Here is a 20559-nt window from a genome sequence, read left to right on the forward strand (position 1 = left end):
TAAGGTAAAGGAGGGTTGATGAGAGAAGTTGTCAAACTTGTGATTGACGGAAAAGAGGTGATACTTCCGGTAATTATAGGGACAGAAGGTGAGAAGGGCATTGATATCAGAAGCCTGCGGCAGGAAACCGGATACATTACGTTTGATCCTGGATTTGGAAATACGGGAACCTGTAGAAGTGCCATTACCTATATGGATGGAGAAAAGGGGATTTTAAGACACCGGGGGTACCCCATTGAGCAGCTGGCGGAACATTCCACGTTTGTAGAAACGGCATATCTATTGATTACAGGGCAACTTCCCACCCTGGAGGAATTGACCCGGACCAGCGTGTATTTGAATGATTTTTCTCCTCTGCATGAGAACATGAAGGCGTTTTACCAGAATTATCCGTCAAAGGCACACCCCATGGGCATTCTTTCTGCCATGATCAATGCAATGAGAAGTTTTTACCCTGAACTTCTTGATATTGAAGAGGAGATGAATAAAACCTATCTCCGCCTGATTTCAAAAATAAGGACAATGGCGGCAATGGCCTATCGGATTTCATTGGGGGAACGGGTGGTATATCCCCGGCCGGACCTGTGTTATTGTGCCAATTTTTTAAACATGATGTTTGACAATGTCGTTGTGCCATATCAATTAGATGACGATCTGATCCGGGCCTTGAATGTGTTCTGGATTCTTCATGCCGATCATGAACAAAACTGCTCCACTACGGCTGTCAGGGTGGTGGGAAGTGGTAAAGTCAATATTTACTCGACGATTTCAGCGGGAATTTCAGCCCTTTGGGGGCCGTTACACGGGGGGGCAAACCAGGCCGTGATCCAAATGCTGGAAGTCATTCATCGGAACGGGTTGACGATCAATGAGTGTCTTTTAAAGGCTAAAGACAGGACTGATCCTTTCCGGCTCATGGGATTCGGGCACCGGGTTTACAAGACCTATGATCCAAGGGCCAAGATCATGAAAAAGATGGGGGATATCCTCCTCTCAAAGCTGAAAAGAACAGATCCGCTGCTGGAAATTGCCCAGAGATTAGAGGAAGCCGCATTAAAGGATCCTTACTTTAAAGAAAAAAATCTGTATCCCAATGTAGATTTTTATTCCGGCATTGTATTGCGGGCCATGGGGATTCCCACCAAGATGTTTACTGTGATGTTTGCCATCGGCAGGTTGCCGGGATGGATTGCCCAGTGGAAAGAGGATGTGTCTGATCCGGAGATGAAAATATCCCGGCCCCGTCAGATCTATGAGGGCAGTCTGGAACGGGATTATATTCCCATTGATAATCGGGCTTAGGACAGGGAACCATGGTACAGGTGATCGCCCACCGGGGGGCCAGAAGTATTGCCCCGGAAAACACCTTGACGGCTGCGAAAACGGCATATGAATCCGGTGCGGATCTCTGGGAAACAGATGTCAGCGTCACGCGGGATAATCAACTGGTTCTTTTCCATGATGAAACGCTGTTAAGGTGCACCAATGCGGCGTCAAGATTCCCGTCAAGATCGTCTTATCGTGTCCGGGATTTTTGCCTGGCAGATATCCAGTCCCTGGATGCCGGGTCTTATTTTATGAACACGGACCCTTTTTTGCAGGTCGCACAGGGGAAGATTCCCCGGGACACACTGGCCGCCTTTAAAAATGAGACCGTTCCCACCCTTGAGCAGGGGGTGTTGTTTACACGGGAAAACAAGTGGCGTGTCAATCTTGAGCTGAAGCAGTTTTTTTCCGAACCCTTTGATACCGCTTTGCCTGACCGGACACTTGACACTATCTACCGCACCGACATTCCACTGGATCAGGTGATTATTTCCTCTTTCCACCATGACTGGCTTTTCAGAATTATGGATAAAGAACCAAAGATCGAAGTCCAGGCACTTGTGGGAAAAAATAGGATGGACTCCCTTGATTTTGGCGCTTGGGAGTTTTCAACTTATAATGTCCATGCCGGCCTGATAGATCCGGATCAGATTCGTGAACTGAAAGCCAGGGGTAAAAAGATCAACCTGTTTACCGTCAACGACCCAAAGGATTTTTTGCGATTTGTCGACCTGGGGGTTGACGGTATTATTACAGATTTCCCCCAATTGTTTGCCCGGCCATTTATATGAAAGTCGTGCGTTATGAGTTTTGAGCAGTGAGAAGTTATGCCACCCTCAATACTCATCCCTCACCTCTCATAACTTTCATGTTTTGTTGTGCCGTCGGGGGCGGCATAATACCATTTTCGTTATTCGTTGTGTCGGCAGGCCGACATGTGGGTTATATAAAAAATGAGTGTGCAGGGTTTGTTAACGGTAAGTTTTTTCGACTATTCCGCTGGGCCTGTTTTTGTGATATGAACACTTAAGATTCATTGAATAACCAACCCATATTTAAGGACAAACCATGACTTCTGATCAAATGGAATGGGGAAAATCGGATCATCTGACATATCTGGAAATTCGAGGGGAGGCCTTTAACGAGAAAGATGCCACAAAATTATCGAAAATAGAGCTGGTGTGTGCCGACTGCGGTCACCCTGTCACAACCGTGTCTCAAAGAATTGAAATCTGGGGCAGTCACGATTATACTTTTGGTAACCTGGGGTATCCGGTCCGACTGGGGTGTTTCCTGGAAGCGCCGGGGTGTATCGGTGTGGAGCAGATTTCCCATGGATATTCATGGTTCAAAGGATATGCATGGCAGATTCAGTTGTGCCAAAACTGCTATTTCCAGTTGGGCTGGAAATATATTTCTCCAGACAGCAGTTTTTTTGGCTTGATCTTTGGTGCGCTAAAAGAACAGGGCCCTTCCACAGATTCACTTATCAAAAAAACGCTCTAAAGGCCTCAATGGTCTCTTCTATATCCTGCCTTGAAATATCCAGGTGGGTGACCAGTCTTAGATGATTGCTGTTATCGATACGGATTCCCTTTTCATTTAAAAACTGACCGAGGGATGCCATATCTGCTGTGATATCGGCAAAAAGGATATTGGTCTGAACACTGTCAACATCGATATGGATATCGTCAATGTCTGCCAGCCCTTTGGCCAGGGCTCGGGCAGTGTCATGGTCTTGTTCCAGACGTTGAATATTGTTTGAAAGGGCATAAATGCCCGCAGCAGCAAGGATGCCGGCCTGGCGCATGCCGCCCCCCAGAACCTTGCGCCATCGTCTGGCCTTATTAACCTGGTCCTTTGAACCACAGAGGACAGACCCCACCGGCGCCCCCAGACCTTTTGACAGGCAGCAGGAAATCGTGTCGAAATATTGGGTGATCTCTTTGACATCAACCTTGAGTTTTACGGCAGCATTAAAGACCCTTGCCCCATCAAGATGCAGCATCAGGCCATGGTCATCGGCAAATCGTCGGGCCGCTTTCAGGTAGTCCAGGGGCAATACTTTGCCATCATGGGTATTTTCAAGGCAGAAAAGTCTGGTCCGGGCAAAATGGAAATTATCGGGTTTAATAAATTTGGATACTGTTTCAAGGTCCAGGGTGCCGTCTGCCTCAAAATTCAGGGGCTGGGGCTGAATACTGCCGAGGACTGCCGCACCACCGCCTTCATAGCAATAGGTATGGGCGTGCTGGCCCACAATATACTCATCTCCCCTTTCACAATGGGTCAGCAGGGCCAGGAGATTGCTCTGGGTACCGCTGGTGCAGAAAATGGATCGTTGCGTTCCCAGCAATTTTGCGGCAAGGGTTTCCAGTTCATTGACGGTGGGATCTTCTCCATAAACATCGTCTCCCACAGGTGCCGCCAGCATGATGTCCCGCATGGCAGCCGAAGGCTGGGTCACGGTATCGCTTCTTAAATCAATGGGTTTCATTCTTGGTTCAACTTTCTATAAATTCGGTTAAGGTTTATAGAGTTACCATGATTTGGCCATGATTTCAATACCTGCTGAGGACCGAAAGTTGCGTTATGCAGATATCAACGGGGCAATCCGGATATTGAAGTCATGGGTTAGCACAAGGGTTTTGCCCACGGATATGAGGGCGCCTTTTATGAGTCCCATTTTTATATAGTGTTCGGCTTTGGTTAATGCCGTGGTCATGGCCTGGGTGATAGTGCTTGTTTTTAAATGACCCACTTTCACTGTAACCGGAATCCCTGAGATGTCGGTATAGGGGTCAATGGTTTGGGCCATGGCCTGGACAATGGCCTCATCCCTGGCAAAACAGGCATTGGCAATGGCGGTTGCCGTGGCATCGGACAGGGCCGAGGTTTTCGCAAACGCTGTGACAGCAGAGGCAATTCCCCGGGTCAGGCTTCTGCCCCCCAACCCACTGGTATTCACTCCCCAGGAAGGGTGCCGGGATGACAATTCCACAATATGGGAGATAGACGATTGTTGAATATGGGTCCTGATACCGACCCTGGCTGTTTCGTTTTCTGCCAGTCGTATGGCAATATCCCCTCCATTATTCACAATAACACGGCTCATTCCCCGGTTAAACAGCCAGTCAGCCACTGCATCGGAGATGCTGCCGGCAACGGCGGCCATGGGGGTCAGGTCTTTTTCTCCTGTGGCCATGACACTTTCCACCATAACCCGGGGGATGGGTGGTAACTCATCCGGCAGGTGACAGTGAACCTGCTTGAGAATGTCATGGTGGGCTGCCACCTGTTCCAGGCAGGCAAAAGCAAATTCAGCTGCCTTGAACGCCAGACGGGCCTGGGGTTGTTTGTGATCCCATGCCTGAATAATGATCCGCATGGGACCGTTTTCAGCCATCACACCCGTTTGGTCTTCCAGCGTTACAATGAGTTGATCTGTCATGGGGAAGACAGGTTGTCCGGTTCTTGTGCCGTAAAGGGTTTCATGGCCTCAATATGTCCGCCAATGGCCTCATAGTCCGTTGTCGTCATGGTATATTCCACCGGACATATGGTCGCAGGTGTCGGTGTCCAATAGAACGCGCCTGATTTTACCCGGTTCACATCCACGATAAAAGAGATACCGCCGCCGGGCATGACAAACGTCTGGGCGCCCCCGATGGTGAGGTTGGCCCGGCAATCCTGCACTGCCCGGGTCAGTTTAATGGGAAATTTCGTTACACCGGCCCTGGCACTGCCACCGGTCCCGGCCGTGTACATGGCCGACACCAGGGAGGGTTCACAAGAATCTCCAATGGTTTTAAGGGCAAATTTGGCCTTGTCCGTCAGGGGAATGCTATCAAGTCCGCCCTGGTGGTCGACCTTGAACATGGCCATGTTCTGGCCGGTTGTTTCTGTAATGAGCAGGGTCAACCCTTCCCTGGCAATGGAAAGATCAATGGATTTGACAATATCCTCGGGATGTTGGATAGAGGTGGATCCCCATCCGGTACCATGATCTCCAAAATATCGACCCGGCGTACTTTTCTGAAATTTAATCGAGATACCGGAAGGCTTGACACCGGCATAACTGCCTGCCACATGTTCACTCATAAGCCCTGTGACATGGGAATCCAGGACAATAACCTCATCTGCCACACTGCTGAGCAACGGGGTAAAAATTCCCAGCATGGCGCTGCCGCATCCCACCCTCATTTTCCCGGCGGATTTGCCATTGATCATTGGCGGTTTTCCCACCTGGAGTTTGAGCCGGCTCCCGTTTTCAATTTTCAGTTTCACTTCTTTTTTGTTGGCAATATCCGTGATGGTTCTGGCCACCACAAATCCATTTTCCCCGGTGAGCCGGTTTACCCCCCCGATGTGGAGCATCTTGGACCCGTATTGTTCGGTTTCAACCATTCCCACAACTCTTTTTCCCACAAGAATAGCAGCACCTTCTGCACCGATGTTCACGTCTGTATCCACTTTAACCAGGACAGAGCTGTAACTCAACGGGACCTCGGTGACAACGGTGACCACATCAACGTCATTTCGTCGTTCACTCACAATATAGGGTGCCGGTTTGCAGCAGGGGTAGGTGGTGCCCGATCCAATAGCCGTGATAACCGGGTGCCGTATGGCTTCTAAAGGTTCCGGTCCCACTTGGTCTTTGACATCATCAAAGGTGTGAACCGGTGTTGTCCTTACCAGCACCCCGTTTTCATTGATATATCGCTGGCACGCCCCCAGAGCATCGGCAGGCACCCGGCATTTGATGGGGCAGGCATCACAGGCAATACTTCCCTGGGGGGCATCATCGGTGGCAATGACGGCATTTTCAGGACATACCCGGAAACAGACATTACAATGGGTACACCTTACCGTATCAATTTTTGCTTTTTTCTTGACAATGGTTACGGCTTCAACCGGGCAGTCCCTCACGCAGAAACCGCATCCGCTACATAATTCCGGGTTGATTTGCACAACACTTCTCCTGAAGGTCCATGAGTATCATGGCCAATGCTATAGGATAATGGGTTTACGGGTCGCCGGGGGCGTGTTCCGGCTGGTGTTCACCACAATTTTACCATCGACCAGGACCATGGCCACACCCGGTACATCACCCGCCTTAATGGCTGACAAAGCGTCTTTCCCCACGGATCCCATGGGGCTGTCCATGATCACAAGATCGGCTTCTTTGCCCGCTTCAATCACCCCCCGGTGGAGCTTATGGATCCGGGCGGTGTTACCGGTGGCCATGCAAATGGCCTGTTCCGGCGTAATGGACGTCAAGCTTGCCAGGTGGTTAATCACCCGGAGAACACCCAGGGGAACGACCCCGGTGCCCGAAGGTGCATCATTTCCAATGATCACCCGGTCCAGGACATCTTTTTCCGCAAAGAGTTTTCCGGCTTTAACGGCGATGAGGGGATTGCCGCAATGGACAATTTCCAGTGCCATATCACTGTTTTCCACCAGTTTTTCGATTTCTTCAAAGGAAACAGCCGTGGGGCCCCCATTGACATGGGAGGCAATATCCGGATTCGTCTGCATCACCATTTCAGCCGTGACGGTGCTGCTGCCCGGGATAGAGGTTCCGCCGGTATGCATCATGATGGTCATGTTGCATTCCCTGGCCCATTTGACCATGGGTGATGCATCTTCCGGGGTTTTAACCGATCCCAGTCCTATTTCACCGACAATGTGAACCCCTTCTTTGGCCATTTCCATAAAATCTTCCCGGACCAGCCCTTTTTCCAAGATAACGGCACCGCCTTCAACTTTGGCACCCCCGGGTCTGAAATTGGCAAAGGATTTAGACGCAAGGATTGCCAGGGCTTTCACACCGGCAGGGTCTTTGGGACGTCCCTTCAGATGGACTTCTCCTGCGGAAATCATGGTGGTGACACCGCCATGAAGCTCACTTTCGATGAATCCGGACTGATTCTGGCGGGAGGTATAATCCCCCAGGATCGTGTGACAGTGGGAATCAATCAGACCCGGGGTGACAGTGGTGCCATTGCAGTCAATGGTTGTTTCGGCAGTCACCTGCCCAAAATCCTCTAATTTCCCTACCTTTGCTATTTTCCCGTCTTGAATCAGGATGGCATTCCCTTCAAGAATCGGATGCTGAATATCACCACTCACAATGGTACCAATATTATTAATCAGAACGCTAGACATGATCGTTTTTCTCCTTATTCCTTGTTTACAGGGGCCCCAGGACAAGCATGGAGATGGCTTTTCCCCTTAAACCGTCTGAAACCCCTTACATCCCGGCAGGTGCCTTACAACGGCAGTGCCTTTACCAGGGTGATCCCTTTATCCTTCATTTCCTGTAATGCTTTTACGGATGTGTCCGGGGCGACCCCCTTACACAATTCTTCTATGACGGTAACATCGTATCCGGCCTGGACAGCATCTATCGCCGTTGCCTTCACGCAATAGTCTGTGGCGATACCGTAAACAATGAGCTTTTGCACCCCATTTCTTTTCAGGATTGAATCCATCTCTGTTTTTGCCCCGCCGTCATCTTGGAAACCCGAGTAGCTGTCATATTTAGGATCTTTTCCCTTTTTTACGACAGCCATGAAGCGGTTGTTGTCCACCAGTACCCTGGCATTTTCCGTTCCCTGCACACAATGGGGCGGCCACAAGACCTGGGTTCTTCCATCGACCTGGATGACTTCAAAGGGTTTTTTGCCCGGATGGTTGGAAAAAAATGACATATGATCTGCCGGATGCCAGTCCTGGGTAGCAAAGATGAGGTATCCTTTTTCGCTGAGGGCCCGGGTTGCTGCCTTTACTTTATCCACAAAGGCCTTATCAGACCCATTAACGGCCAGGGAGCCGTTTTTCCATGTGGTAAAATCACCCTGCATATCCACCACAATAACCCCTGTGGTTTCACCGGCAACGGATGGGGTTGCGTGAAAGGCCAGAAATCCTCCGCCAAAAAACACTGCTGCGATAATTAAAATGATGTGTTTCATAACCAAATCTCCTTTTTTTACGGTTAAGGTCAACGGAATACGTTACATTTTTTCCTCTGGACCAAAATGACCCGAGTCGATGCTTGCCTGTAACACACTTTCCAGGTCTGCCGGCAGGCTGTATAGCCGCTTGCCCAGGGCATGGCTCACTGCATTCAGGATGGCGGGTGCCGTGGGGATCAATGCGGGTTCCCCCACTCCTTTGGCGCCAAAAGGCCCTGTGGGTTCAACAGATTCGACGATAATGGGAATCACTTCCGGCATATCTGCACAGGTGGGGATATGATAATCTTTCATGGAAAGGGTTTTGCCGAATTCAAACGCTTCCATCAGGGCAAACCCGACCCCCATGGCAACCCCCCCGCAAATCTGACCGATCACATTTTCAGGATGAATGGCCCGGCCCACATCGTGGGCTGCCACGATCTTTTTGACACTCACCTGCCCTGTAAGGACATCCACTTCCACCAGGGCCAGGTGACAGGCAAAGGCATAGGTGGCATAGGGTGATCCCTGGCCGGTTTCAAGATCCAATGGTATGGTTTCAGGATCAAAGTATCCCTGCCAGGACAGGGAGACCCCTTTTTCGTGTATCCTTTTGGCAAGCCAGTCAAAGGCCACGGATCGTTCAGGGTGGCCGGCAATCTGCAGACTGTGATCTCCAAACGACAAAGCCGTTTTGGACACTTTAAGCTTGTTGGCCCCTTCCGTCAAAAGAACCCGGGCCAGCTGTTCTGCGGCATCCTTCACCGCGTTTCCGGAAATATAGGTCTGGCGGCTGGCGGACGTGGCACCGGCATTGGTGGTGAATTTAGTGTCGCCCACCACCAGTTGAATGGCTTCCGGGGCAATCCCCAGTACTTCCCCGGCCACCTGGGTCAAGATAGTGGAAGACCCCTGACCGATGTCGGCACACCCGGTATACAGGATCACCCTGCCGTTTTGATCCAGTTCAATCCGGGCGGTGGATGGATTTTGAACCCCTGTATTACCAATACCGTACCACATGCCGCCAATTCCAATGCCCCGTTTTGTAAAGGGGGTTGTTTTTTCAGTTACCCAGTTCGTTAATGCCTCTTCATAATAGGGCATTATTTTTTCCAGGCACTCTGGGTAGCCCACGCTGTCTATCAGCTGCTGGCCGGTACCGTTGATTGATCCTTTTTTAAACCCATTGAGCATTCGGATCTCCATGGGATCCATTCCCAGTTTTTTCGCCAGGAGATCCATTTGGCTTTCATGGGCAAAGGCCATCTGGGGCGCACCAAACCCCCTCATTGCCCCACAGAAGGGTTGATTGGTGTAAATACAGGCGCATTCAATATCCACATGGTCAATTTCGTAGGGCCCCGTACCGTGGACAGCTGACCGGCTGGCCACGGCAATGCCGTAGGATCCATAAGCGCCTGTATTACAATATGCCCGTATGTGAATGGCCTTGAGTTTCCCGTTTTTATCCGCTCCGGTTTTCATATGAATGGTAAACGGATGACGTTTGGCCGTGGCCAGATAGGATTCTTCCCGGGTGTAAACATAGCGGACCGGCTGTTTCAGGTGATAAAGGGCAAGGCCGATAAAGCCCTGGACATTCAGATCCAGTTTGGAGCCGAATCCACCGCCGGTGGCGGCCTGGATAATCCTGACCTGATCATCTTTCAGGCCCAGGAATCCCTGGACCTCCTTGTGGTCATAGTGGGGATTCTGGGTGGAGGCATAGATCACCAGGGTTCCATCTTCATCCACATATCCGGCTCCGGCATCCGGCTCGATATAATTGTGCTCAACCGCATGGGTCATATATTTTTTTTCAATGATGGTATGACACGTCTCAAATGCTGTCCCGGCATCCCCTTTCTTTATCCTGCGCGTAAAAAGCGTGTTGCCTTTTTTATGTATTTTTGGCGCCCCCGGGGCCAGGGCCGCCTCAATGTCAAAGATTGGTTCAAGATCCGTGTAGGTGACATTGATCACCTTTATTGCTTGCCGTGCTATCTCATCGGTCTGTGCCGCCACAAGGGCCACGGGGTCTGCCAACGAACGGACTTTGTCATGGGCCAGCAGGGGTTGATCCTTGTTAATGATGCCCATCAGATTTTTACCCGGGATATCAGCGGCAGTAAAAACATTAACCACACCCGGGATTTTCAGCGCATCCGAGACATCTATCTTATCGATCACGGCGTGGTGACGGCTGCTTCTCAACACTTTGAGGCTTAAGGCATCTTTCAGGGCGATATCGGCACAGAAGTTAGCCTGCCCCGTTAGTTTTTCCACGATATCCCGGCGTTGAATATTTTTACCTATTGAGTTGTATTCTGATTTCATGATCCCACCATCGGAAATAAGATTCGCATGAAAAGGCCTTGCACGGCAGGCTTTTTATAGATCGTTGAAGACCGGTTTCCTGTAATTTCAATCATCCGTTCAGCCAGAAGTCCGCCGGCTTCCCATAACAGTTCCCGGGTCGGGACTTTCCCTGTCAAAAAGGCTTCCACCGCTCCCATACTGCAGGGAACCGGTGTGCAGGCACCCAGGGCCAGTTTAAGAAAGGATATCCTGCCGGTGCTGTCTTTTTTTACAAACGCGGCCATACTCATCCTGGAGATGGCCAGTTCCTTTCTTCTGCCGATTTTCTGAAAATCAGCATACCCGTCCTGATAGGGGGTAAGAATGAATTTAACGATGATCTGTTGGGGCGTTAGAGAAGACATATAAGCGCTTGTGGCCATCTGTTCCATTGGGATATGTTGGATCCCTTTTTTATCTGCCACAAGCGCAATGGCGTCATGGAGAAGCAACGAAGGGACAGTATCGCCGCAGGGGGAAGAATGGGCCACGTTGCCGCCAATGGTTGCGATATTTCGAATCTGCCTGGCGGCAAAGTTTACAGCGGATTTTTGAAGTGCCAGGGCATTTGATGCCAGGAGGGCTGAGGTATATATTTCAGAAAGGGTAACGCCGGAACCCACACAAAGGTCTCGACCATTGAGTTCAATCCCCTTTAATTCATCCAGCCGACTGATATCGAGCAGATATTTTTTATCCAGTTTCCCGGATTTTACATCAATCATGACGTCAGTCCCCCCGGCAATGATCGCTGTGTCTTGTCCATTGTCCCATAAAAAATCGAGGGCCTCTGGCAGATTATCGGGTCGTATGTATTTAAAATCAGCCATTTTTTCCCCCTGTTATCCTGTCGTCCCGTGAAGCCGTTGCAGCAGCCTTTACTGAAGCAAAAATCTGCTGGTATCCTGTGCACCTGCAAAGATTACCGGCAAGGGCTTTGGAAATTTCTTCAGTGTCAGGATCAGGATTTTCCTCCAGCAGAGCATGGGTACTCATCAGTATGCCGGGGGTGCAAAAGCCGCATTGAACCCCATGGTTTTTCATAAATTGCTCCTGAAGGGGAGCCAGGCTCGCCTCGGTGGCAAGCCCTTCCACGGTCAATACCTTTGTGCCGTCCAATTGGGCACCCAGCATGAGACAGGAATTAACAGACTTGCCGTCAACAACAATGGTACATGCCCCACACTCGCCGATACCACACCCTTCCTTGGTTCCCGTTAATCCCAGCAGGGACCGGATCACCTCAAGGGCTGTTATATCAGCAGGGATGTCCAGGGTATGTTCCTGCCCGTTTATCTCAAATGTCATGTGAACCCTGTGGATATTCATTATCTCAATCCATCTTCGCCCTTGATTTCATCCACAGTCAGTCCCCCCACCCGTGGTGCCGGGCGGCCGGAATCCGTAACGCCCACAATGAGGACCAGCTCATCGTCCATGGGAGCATCGGGGATCCTTACTTCCATGGCATCAAAATGAGACCGGACAAAGGCGGCATCTTTATGGCCCAGGGGAAGATCAATGGCAGTCCCGGGGGCCCCCAGTTTTTTTGCCGAGGGCAGGAGTGCTTTTCCACCGCCGACATTGGCCCGGATGGGTTTGCCCAGTGCCGGATGCATGAGGGCGGCACAATGCTCCCGTTCACCTGCCATGCCTGAAATAGCGGCTTTGCCATAGCTCTGGACCGCTTCCGGTGCAATACCCAGGGCGGCCACCGCCTTTTTTGTCAATAGATCGCCCAGTTCGCCACTCCAGTCATACAGCAATGACAAATCTTCCTGGTACTGACCGGCATAGGGATTTTTAAAAACAACGGCGCAGGCGGCTTTCCGGGTCGGTTTTTCCAATGTTTTTACCCCATCAATGCAGGTTTCTTCAACGATGGTATAAATGGTTCGAATTTGCGGTTTGGTGTCAGTCATTTTATGTAACTCCTTTATGGTTAAAATAAATGATAACTGCTGTTAAGCTATAAGACGATAAAATATTTCATCCCATTATTCCCGGTAAAAACAGTGCGATCTGGGGAAAAATAATCACCAGAACCACCACGACAAAGATGGCAAACAGAAAAAAGATGGCCCCTTTGAAAACGGTTCCCATGGGAACCTCTGCCACACCGGAAATAACAAATATATTCAACCCAAGGGGTGGCGTAATCAAGCCTGCCTCCATCATTAAGACAGAAATAACGCCAAACCATATGGGATTAAATCCAAGTGATAAAATTGTTGGAAAGATAACGGGAAGGGTTAATACCATCATGGATGTCGCGTCCAGAAAACAGCCAAGGATAAGGTAGCCGATAAGGATGATCGCTAATATGGCATACTTGGAGAACGCCAGCCCGGAAATGTACACGGAAAGGTTCATGGGGATCATGGTTAATGCCATGAAATAGGTGAAGACATAGGCACCGGCCAGTATCATGAAGATCATCACCGAAATCCGGGTGGTGCTTGTCATGGCTTCCAGTAAAGATGGCCAGGTCAGTTTTTTCCTCATTATGGTGACAACAAACAGGAAAAAAGCACCCACTGCCCCGGCTTCCGTGGGAGTGAAAAATCCAAGATATATCCCGCCCATGACCAGTAAAAAAACAACAATCAGTTCCCACACGGATTTAAGAGACAGAACCTTTTCCAAAAAAGGAACCGCTTCCGGATTTGAAGGGGCGGACTGGGGACGGATCATCACCCAGGCAACAATGATCAGGACATAGGCAAACGCCAGTAAAAACCCCGGTAGGAACCCGGACATCAATAATTTGCCAATGGATTGTTCAGTGAGTATGCCATATACCACAAACCCAATGCTGGGGGGAATTAAAAATCCCAGGGTGCCGCCTGCTGCGACACTTCCCGTGGAAAGGCGGACATCATAGTCATATTTTTCCATTTCCGGTAACGCCACCCTTCCCAGGGTGGCAGCCGTTGCCACAGATGAACCGCAGATGGCTGCAAAACCGGCACAGGCGCCGATGGTGGCAATACCCAGACCACCGGGAAGTCTTCGAAGCCATTTGTCGGCCACCGTATAAATCCCCTGGCTCAATCCGGACACCGACGCCAGTTCCCCCATGATCACAAACAAAGGAATGACCGTAAACGAATAGGTGGTAAAGGTGCCGTAAAACGATCTCAGCAACGTGGGCAGGGCAACGGAGATATCCGTGATAAAGCTGATTCCCCAAAATCCTACAAAGGCAAGGGAAAACCCAATGGGCATGCCAATGATCAAAAGTAAAAATAATATTCCGATGGCAACAATTCCAATGGTCTGCGGATCCATATCAAAGTCCTTTAAATATCAACATAACTGTATTTTAGCGATTTATAATCGTTACTTTTTTCCTGTAAAAACCGTTTCAGCCGTGTTTTCATGATGCCTGATCCGGTTCCACAACCTGGGTGCCAAAGAATCCTTGAATGGTTTCAATGATATTCATGAGCATTTCCAGGCATAATAGTCCTGCCCCGATACAAAGAAGAAAATAAAGGGGGTAAAGGGGGATTCCCAAGGTATCGGTGGTGGTACCGGCATGGAACTCTTCAATCCCCGAGATAACCCCATACCATGCCAGCATGGCCACAATCTGGAAACTGAGGAGGGAGGTGATGACTTCCAAAAGTCTTTCCATCGCTGGTGGAAGGGCATCGGTTAACATTGTTACTTTGATATTGGCCCCGGCTTTATGGGTATAGGCCATGCCGAGCATTCCAAAAATGGCCAACGTGAATTCACTCATTTCAATGGCCCCGGGTATGGGTTTGGATAAAAAATATCGTCCTGCCACATCAAAGGTGGTGAGAAGCATCATGACCATGACCCAGCCCATACCAACGGCCAGAGAAAGGTTCACGAGACGTTCGGTTCCTTTTTTGCATTTGAAGAAAAAATTCTGGGAACTGCTCATAATAAACGTATCCTTGGGTCCATTTTTACATGGGGTCAGGCGTTCCTTATGGCTTTTTTTACCCGTATGGTTATGAAATAGTGATAAAAAGTACCATAAAAAAGCCTGACCCCGTCGATTAAGGTTAAAGTCCGAAAGTTGGGGTATTAATTAACAGGGCAGGCATTAAAGCTGACCCCCACTTTATCCAGTTCCTGTTTGAACAGGGACAGGGCTTTTTTGGCCATCAGGCCTTTTGCTTCAAGGTCCTCTGCCCATTTGACCAGCATCTCATTGAACCGTTTATCCCAGCGCGCCTGCTCTTCAGCAGACAGATTTTCAATGTCTATGGTGTCTTTAAACCCGGTCATGGTTTGTTCATACCAGTGTTCATCGAACATACCGGCAATTTTATATGCATTTCTGCCGACGTCTTCAATAATGGGTTTGAGGTCATCGGGCACCTTTTTCCAGAATCGTTGATTCACAAAAAGACCTTCGGAAACACACCCAAAGGAGGTGGGAACACCAAATTTTGCCACTTCGTAAAGTTTAAATGCTTTAACCAGTGCAGGGCAGGTGACAACACCCTCAATAACACCGGTTTCCATGGAAAGGTAGACATCGCCCAGGGGCATGAATACGGGGGTTGCACCCAGGGCTTCGATGGCCTTTGTCTGAAGTCCACCCGGGCTTCTGATTTTCATCCCCTTCAAGTCTTCAATGGTTTTAACCTTTTTTGTGGTCCACAAATGGGCCATGACACAATTGTTGATATGGAGGACTTTAATATCTGTGAACTCGGTGTTTAATAACTGATCGTGCATGGCCATTCCCGCCTCTGCCCCTTTCCATTTGGCAGGACAGGCAATGGGGGAAGACAGGACATCGGTAAGGGGGAATCTGCCGGGGGTCCAGCTCAATGTGGCATAGCCCATATCCGAAAGACCGGTTTTTACAATATCATAATGCTCCGGGCCCTTACCAAGGGCGCCACCCGCATACATATTGTAGGTAATGCGACCGTTGCTTCTTTTCTTCATCTCTTCCAGCATGGGGATCCATAGCTTTTTCACATCGGCTCCTGCAGGGGGATGCCAGGTACTGAAGCGAATATTAATTTTTTCCCCTTCCGCAAAGGATTGGGGGGCAAAAAACAGGCTGTAAAAAAGCACTACCGCCATAACAATAAAAGCAAATTTGATTGTTTTAACTGCATTGGACATTTTTCAACTCCTTACTTTTGTTAAACGTTAACTACTTTACACCTTACCATTATTACACCTTACTATTGCCATGTTCAAGACACAGACACAGCTGATCTTGTTTAACTCAATTTTTGGTCATATGTCATTAAAAATTTCTACCTTAATTGCCTGAAGAAAGTAACGTGCCATCACAATGAACCCCGGGCCTTTTGTTTAAAAAATTTAAACAAAAACGGTCCGACAAGAATGAAAAGATTGATCAGCAGCAGGGCAAGGCTGACGGGCCGGAGCAAAAATGTCATCCAATCCCCATTGGACATGATCAGGGACCGCCGGAAATTGTCCTCCAGTATGGGACCTAAAACAAAGCCCAATATAATCGGTGCCGGCATGATACCGACTTTTTGAAGCAGATAGCCCAGGGCACCGCAGGCCAGAAGCACCCAGATGTCAAAGACGGTATTTCGAATCGCAAAGGACCCGACAATGCAGAAAAGCATGATGGCGGGCAGGATATAGTGTTTTGGCATCTTGATGAGCAGAGCGAAGTACCTGGCGCCCAGCAGCCCCACAATGGTAAAGACGATTATCGCCAGAATGTTCCCCAGGTAGATGGTGGAGATGAGATCAGGACGGGTTGCAAACAACATGGGACCGGGTGCCAGACCGTTGATCATTAATGCCCCGATCAGAATCGCCGTCTGGGGATCACCGGGAATACCCAGGGACAGCATTGGCACCAGAGCACCGCCCACTGCAGCGTTGTTAGACGCTTCCGCCGCAACAACCCCCTCGGAAATACCGGTACCGTACTCTTTGGATCGTTTTGAAAAACGTTTTTGAATCCCATAGGCCACCATGGAGGCGATGGCCCCGCCAGCTGCAGGTACGGCCCCCACGAAGGTCCCGATGAGGGAGGAGAGCGCCATCATCGGTGACATCCGAACAAGCTTAGACAGCCTGGGCATAACATTTCGTATCTTGGGAACCTCTATTTTTATTGCCACCACTTGTTCGAGTTTGACCAACACTTCGGTTACGCCAAAAAACCCCACCATCACTGGAATCATCTGCAGGCCCGCCTGCAAATCTTTTGATCCGAAAACAAACCTGGGATAGGCGCTGATCACATCCTGACCGACGGTGGCCAGGAGGAGGCCGATAATGGCACCGATAAGGCCTTTTATGGTGGAGCCGAAAGAGATGTAACTGACAATGCTGATCCCGAGAAGGGCTACCCCTGTATATTCCTGGGCACTGAATTCCAATGCCAGCCCGGCCAGGATCGGTGCTGCAAACATGAGAACAAACACCCCGAATATGCCACCCAATGCAGATGCGACAGTTGAATATCCAATGGCCCGGCCGGCCTCACCTTTCTGGGTCATGGGATACCCGTCAAACCCCGTGGCAATGGAAGAGGGTGTTCCGGGAATGTTGACCAGGATGGAAGACAGTGACCCGGCATAGCAGGCCCCCACATAAATGCCTACCAGAAACAACATGCCGTTTATATCGCTCATGCTAAAGGTCATGGGCAGGAAAATGGCCATCCCCATTGTAGCGGTGAGGCCCGGAATGGCCCCGAAGATAATACCCAGGACCGACCCTGCCACAACGAGAAAGACCGAATAAGGGTTTCCAAATGTGGGTAGACCGGCTGTTAGAAGACTGAAAATTTCCATAATGAAGATACCTTAATTCAAAAAAATTGAGTTTGGCAGCTCAATACCGACAAAGAGTTCAAACACCAGGTAGATCAAAACAATCATACCTATACTGAACATCAGATCCTGCCCCATGAGCTTCATATTTGCCGGTCGCCTGATCAAAAAAACGGTCAGGATAGTTAAAAGAAAACCGCTCACAAAAAATCCGAGGTACTTCATCAGGAAGATCAATACAATCGACAGGATATTCAAAAGAACCACGGGCAGGTATCTTACACTGGGTTTTGCCAGGCCCTGGTCCAATAAGTCAGTCCCTCTGGGTATCCATTCTTTAGCGAGAATTAATGCACCGAGGAAGATCAATATCCCGGCCAGTAATTGGGGATAAAATCCGGGCCCTTGTCCAAATCCCTGCCCCTGGACTTCGGGGTAGTGAAGGGTATCAAATACAATGAGTCCGCCTAATAGGAGACAAAAGATAGCGGTTGTCCATGAATCTCGTCTAAGTTCAGACATTTTTTTCATCACCTTTGAGTTGGCCGGTCTTCTTGCTTAAAGAAAAAGACCGGCTGAAATGGTATCCTTAATTCTGCTTCAAGCCTAATGATTCAACAATGTTTTTCACGGTGGCATCGGATGACCTTCTCAGAGATGCAATTCCGGCTGTGTCCAGATAGGAGACGTCCAGGCCGGAATCCTTGATTTTCTTTTTTGTGGCAGGGTCAGCAAAGGCCTTTCCAATGGCCCTGTCAAGGATAGCCACGACGGTGTCAGGGGTTTCAGCCGGCACCACAATGGATTCCCAGAAGGGCATGGTGATATCCACACCGCCTTCCTTCATGGTGGGAATGTCAGGATAGGAAGGATGTCTTTTCTCTGCGGCAATGGCCACAGGGCGGATTTTGCCGGCAGCGATCATGGATTTGGCCGGTCCGACAGCCACGAACATGGAATCAATATGACCGCCTGCCAGGGCCGCAAGTGACGGTCCCCATCCCTTATAAGGGACCTGGGTAAATTGAACTTTGGCCACCTTGGCGAATTCAGAGGAATACAGGTGGTCAATAACGCCGGCCCCGGCATTTCCATTTTTTATCTTGCCGGGATTTGCCTTGGCAAATGCAACAAATTCCTGCAGGGTTTTCCATGGCGTTTTGGTGCTGGTCAATAAAAACAGGGATGGGTTGATAACACCGGATACGGCTTTGTAGGTGTTCATCATCACAGGGGATACGGAAGTATACTGCGCGATGGCAGCACTGATACCGAGAAACCCAAGTGTATATCCGTCCGGCTTGGCATCGGCAAGCGCTGTCGCACCCACCATGGATCCGGCACCGGGCATATTTTTTACAACAACGGACTCACCCAGATCTTTTTCCATTTGTGCCGCCAGGATACGGCAGGTCATATCTCCGGAACCACCCGGCGACCAGGGAACGATCAACGTTATGGTTTTTTGGGGAAATTCCGCGCAAGCCGGCGCCTCTGACAAAACGATAACGGTTGTCAATGTAAACAGGCCCACAATGATCGAACAAAATAATCTGGTTAAACTTCTGGCTTTCATACTTTTTTCTCCTTTTTTTCCATTAAATAATGAATGAACACACACAACAATCCTTGATTTAAGATACCCGTATCTCTATACCCATCGTGCCGTTACTGTTTTTTGATCCAGGAAAAGCCGCATGGAATCAATTCTGGTTTTCGCTGTTCCCTGGGCAGATTCATTTTTGGATCCCAGGGGAAAGAAGGCATAGGGTTGGGGAACAGGGACATTGATACCCACATTTCCCACATCCGCCTCTTTTGTGAATTTACGGGCCATCTTGCCACTCTGGGTAAACAGACAGGCGGAATGGCCGTAGTCGTCTTTGTTGTTGATCAGGTCCAGGGCTTCATCCAGATCACTGACCCTGATGAGGTTGGCAATCGGACCAAATGATTCCTGCCGGGCAATGAACATATCCGGGTCAACATTCTCAAATATGGTGGGACCGACAAAAAAACCGCCTTCACAGCCTTTAACCTGCACATTCCTGCCGTCCAGAATGAGTTTAGCCCCCTCCTGAATTCCTTTGTCGATGAAATCAAGGACTTTTTGCCGGCCGGTTTGAGACACCAGAGGGCCGAGCTCAGTGCTATCGTCAAGGCCATATCCCATTTTCATGGCTGCTGCTGCTGTAACCAGGGCTTGTTTGAGTTCGTCATAAATTCCATCCATCACCAGCAGGTTGTCCACACCCAGACATCGTTGTCCGGCCATACCGAAACACCCTCGCAAAAGTCCGTTTACGGCAGCCTTCATGTCCACATCGTCCATCAGCACCACATGGTTTTTACCATTCCCGTTGATGGATGCCTCTTTGCCAAGTTCTCCGGCCCGGGCAAACAATTGCCGTCCCACCCCGGTTGACCCAATGAATCCCACACCCTTTACATGGGGGTGACTTAAAATTTTATCGTTGATATTGCGGCCGCCATATACAAGGTTTACCAGACCGGGAGGAAAGCCGGCCACTTCCTGGGTGACTTCAAATATTGCCTGGGCAGCAATGGGATCATCCTTACTGGGGCTTACAATTACAGGGCACCCGCTGGCAATGGCATAAGGAACATAGGACGACCATGCATGCATGGGGATATTATTGGGAGTGATGATGAGAAATGCCCCCCGGGGTTCCCAGAAAAGGGTCTGGTCCAGTCCCCGGGCAAGATCATTGACATATTCTCCCTTGGTCAACAGGAGAAGGGCTGAACAGGCAGATTCAATATTTTCTATGCATCGGCTAACGGTTCCCCTTGCTTCACCAATGGTGCGGCCATGATCCTGGACAAGAACTCTGGCAAGCCAGTCCGCCTTTTCCACAAATTTCTGTCTCAAATCAAACAGATACTTTACCTTATCCCTGACCGGAACAGCGCCCCATGTTTTCATGGCAGCATGGGCAGACTCTATGGCCAGATTTACTTCATCATCTGTTGCCGACGGAAAGGTTGCAATAACCTCTCCCGTGGCAGGGTTCACACTCTCATAAATCTGAGTTGATTTGGACTCAACCCATTCACCATTAATGTACAACTTTAAGTTGCCGTAGTGTTGTTGTACTTCGTTTAAAACCGTCATTTGA

Annotated in this window: 19 protein-coding genes; 3 read left to right on the forward strand and 16 right to left on the reverse strand. The window is 49.6% G+C overall.

All coding sequences use genetic code 11. From position 1 onward, the window contains the following. Positions 1-18: 18 nt before the first annotated feature. From Q1Q15_RS12205 to Q1Q15_RS12215, 3 genes are all read left to right on the forward strand, one after another. The gene (locus Q1Q15_RS12205; RefSeq protein WP_300460159.1) at positions 19-1302 is read left to right on the forward strand and encodes a citrate synthase; all 1284 of its coding nucleotides are present in this window, start codon (positions 19-21) and stop codon (positions 1300-1302) included. A gap of 11 nt (positions 1303-1313) precedes the next feature. Beyond that, complete coding sequence (locus tag Q1Q15_RS12210) at positions 1314-2117, forward strand: glycerophosphodiester phosphodiesterase family protein (RefSeq protein ID WP_300460162.1); 804 nt, start codon at positions 1314-1316, stop codon at positions 2115-2117. 277 nt (positions 2118-2394) lie between these two features. After that, a complete protein-coding gene (locus Q1Q15_RS12215; RefSeq protein ID WP_300460164.1) occupies positions 2395-2832 on the forward strand; it encodes a cereblon family protein in 438 nt (145 codons plus the stop codon). Here the strand turns inward: Q1Q15_RS12215 and ltaE are convergent. The 16 genes from ltaE to Q1Q15_RS12295 all read right to left on the reverse strand — a co-directional run bounded on the left by ltaE (position 2816) and on the right by Q1Q15_RS12295 (position 20555). After that, positions 2816-3823 (reverse strand): low-specificity L-threonine aldolase, encoded by a 1008-nt coding sequence (gene ltaE / locus Q1Q15_RS12220; protein ID WP_300460167.1) that lies wholly within the window; start codon positions 3821-3823, stop codon positions 2816-2818. The two genes, Q1Q15_RS12215 and ltaE, sit on opposite strands and share 17 nt — an antisense overlap. Positions 3824-3916: 93 nt before the next feature. Next, positions 3917-4777, reverse strand: coding sequence for a hypothetical protein (locus Q1Q15_RS12225; RefSeq protein ID WP_300460169.1), 861 nt, complete (start codon positions 4775-4777; stop codon positions 3917-3919). Beyond that, positions 4774-6297 (reverse strand): 4Fe-4S binding protein, encoded by a 1524-nt coding sequence (locus Q1Q15_RS12230; protein ID WP_300460171.1) that lies wholly within the window; start codon positions 6295-6297, stop codon positions 4774-4776. The genes Q1Q15_RS12225 and Q1Q15_RS12230 overlap by 4 nt, the downstream gene beginning before the upstream one ends. A 39-nt stretch (positions 6298-6336) precedes the next feature. Further along, on the reverse strand, positions 6337-7497 hold the full coding sequence (locus Q1Q15_RS12235; protein ID WP_300460174.1) for an amidohydrolase family protein: 1161 nt from the start codon (positions 7495-7497) through the stop codon (positions 6337-6339). Positions 7498-7601: 104 nt separating this feature from the next. Next, positions 7602-8306, reverse strand: coding sequence for a bifunctional nicotinamidase/pyrazinamidase (gene pncA / locus Q1Q15_RS12240; protein WP_300460176.1), 705 nt, complete (start codon positions 8304-8306; stop codon positions 7602-7604). A 42-nt stretch (positions 8307-8348) separates the two neighbouring features. After that, positions 8349-10631, reverse strand: a complete 2283-nt coding sequence (locus Q1Q15_RS12245) for a xanthine dehydrogenase family protein molybdopterin-binding subunit (RefSeq protein WP_300460179.1) — start codon at positions 10629-10631, stop codon at positions 8349-8351. Then, positions 10628-11482 carry an FAD binding domain-containing protein gene (locus Q1Q15_RS12250; protein ID WP_300460180.1) on the reverse strand — a complete coding sequence of 285 codons (855 nt, stop codon included), beginning with the start codon at positions 11480-11482 and terminating at the stop codon, positions 10628-10630. Before Q1Q15_RS12250 ends, Q1Q15_RS12245 begins: the two co-directional genes overlap by 4 nt. Next, a complete protein-coding gene (locus Q1Q15_RS12255) occupies positions 11475-11960 on the reverse strand; it encodes a 2Fe-2S iron-sulfur cluster-binding protein (RefSeq protein ID WP_300460183.1) in 486 nt (161 codons plus the stop codon). Before Q1Q15_RS12255 ends, Q1Q15_RS12250 begins: the two co-directional genes overlap by 8 nt. Before the next feature lie 20 nt (positions 11961-11980). Further along, positions 11981-12574 carry an amino acid synthesis family protein gene (locus tag Q1Q15_RS12260; protein WP_300460186.1) on the reverse strand — a complete coding sequence of 198 codons (594 nt, stop codon included), beginning with the start codon at positions 12572-12574 and terminating at the stop codon, positions 11981-11983. A 67-nt stretch (positions 12575-12641) separates the two neighbouring features. Further along, the gene (locus Q1Q15_RS12265) at positions 12642-13943 is read right to left on the reverse strand and encodes a TRAP transporter large permease (RefSeq protein WP_300460188.1); all 1302 of its coding nucleotides are present in this window, start codon (positions 13941-13943) and stop codon (positions 12642-12644) included. Positions 13944-14031: 88 nt separating this feature from the next. Then, a complete protein-coding gene (locus tag Q1Q15_RS12270) occupies positions 14032-14568 on the reverse strand; it encodes a TRAP transporter small permease (protein WP_300460190.1) in 537 nt (178 codons plus the stop codon). 146 nt (positions 14569-14714) lie between these two features. Next, a complete protein-coding gene (locus Q1Q15_RS12275) occupies positions 14715-15773 on the reverse strand; it encodes a TRAP transporter substrate-binding protein (RefSeq protein WP_300460192.1) in 1059 nt (352 codons plus the stop codon). A 170-nt stretch (positions 15774-15943) separates the two neighbouring features. After that, the gene (locus Q1Q15_RS12280; protein ID WP_300460194.1) at positions 15944-17440 is read right to left on the reverse strand and encodes a tripartite tricarboxylate transporter permease; all 1497 of its coding nucleotides are present in this window, start codon (positions 17438-17440) and stop codon (positions 15944-15946) included. Between the two features lie 12 nt (positions 17441-17452). Next, positions 17453-17941, reverse strand: coding sequence for a tripartite tricarboxylate transporter TctB family protein (locus Q1Q15_RS12285; RefSeq protein WP_300460196.1), 489 nt, complete (start codon positions 17939-17941; stop codon positions 17453-17455). A gap of 67 nt (positions 17942-18008) precedes the next feature. Beyond that, positions 18009-18995 carry a tripartite tricarboxylate transporter substrate binding protein gene (locus Q1Q15_RS12290; protein WP_300460198.1) on the reverse strand — a complete coding sequence of 329 codons (987 nt, stop codon included), beginning with the start codon at positions 18993-18995 and terminating at the stop codon, positions 18009-18011. Positions 18996-19070: 75 nt separating this feature from the next. Continuing rightward, positions 19071-20555, reverse strand: a complete 1485-nt coding sequence (locus Q1Q15_RS12295; RefSeq protein ID WP_300460200.1) for an aldehyde dehydrogenase family protein — start codon at positions 20553-20555, stop codon at positions 19071-19073. Positions 20556-20559: the final 4 nt, after the last annotated feature.

This window comes from Desulfobacula sp., assembly GCF_030145145.1.
Taxonomy (GTDB): domain Bacteria; phylum Desulfobacterota; class Desulfobacteria; order Desulfobacterales; family Desulfobacteraceae; genus Desulfobacula.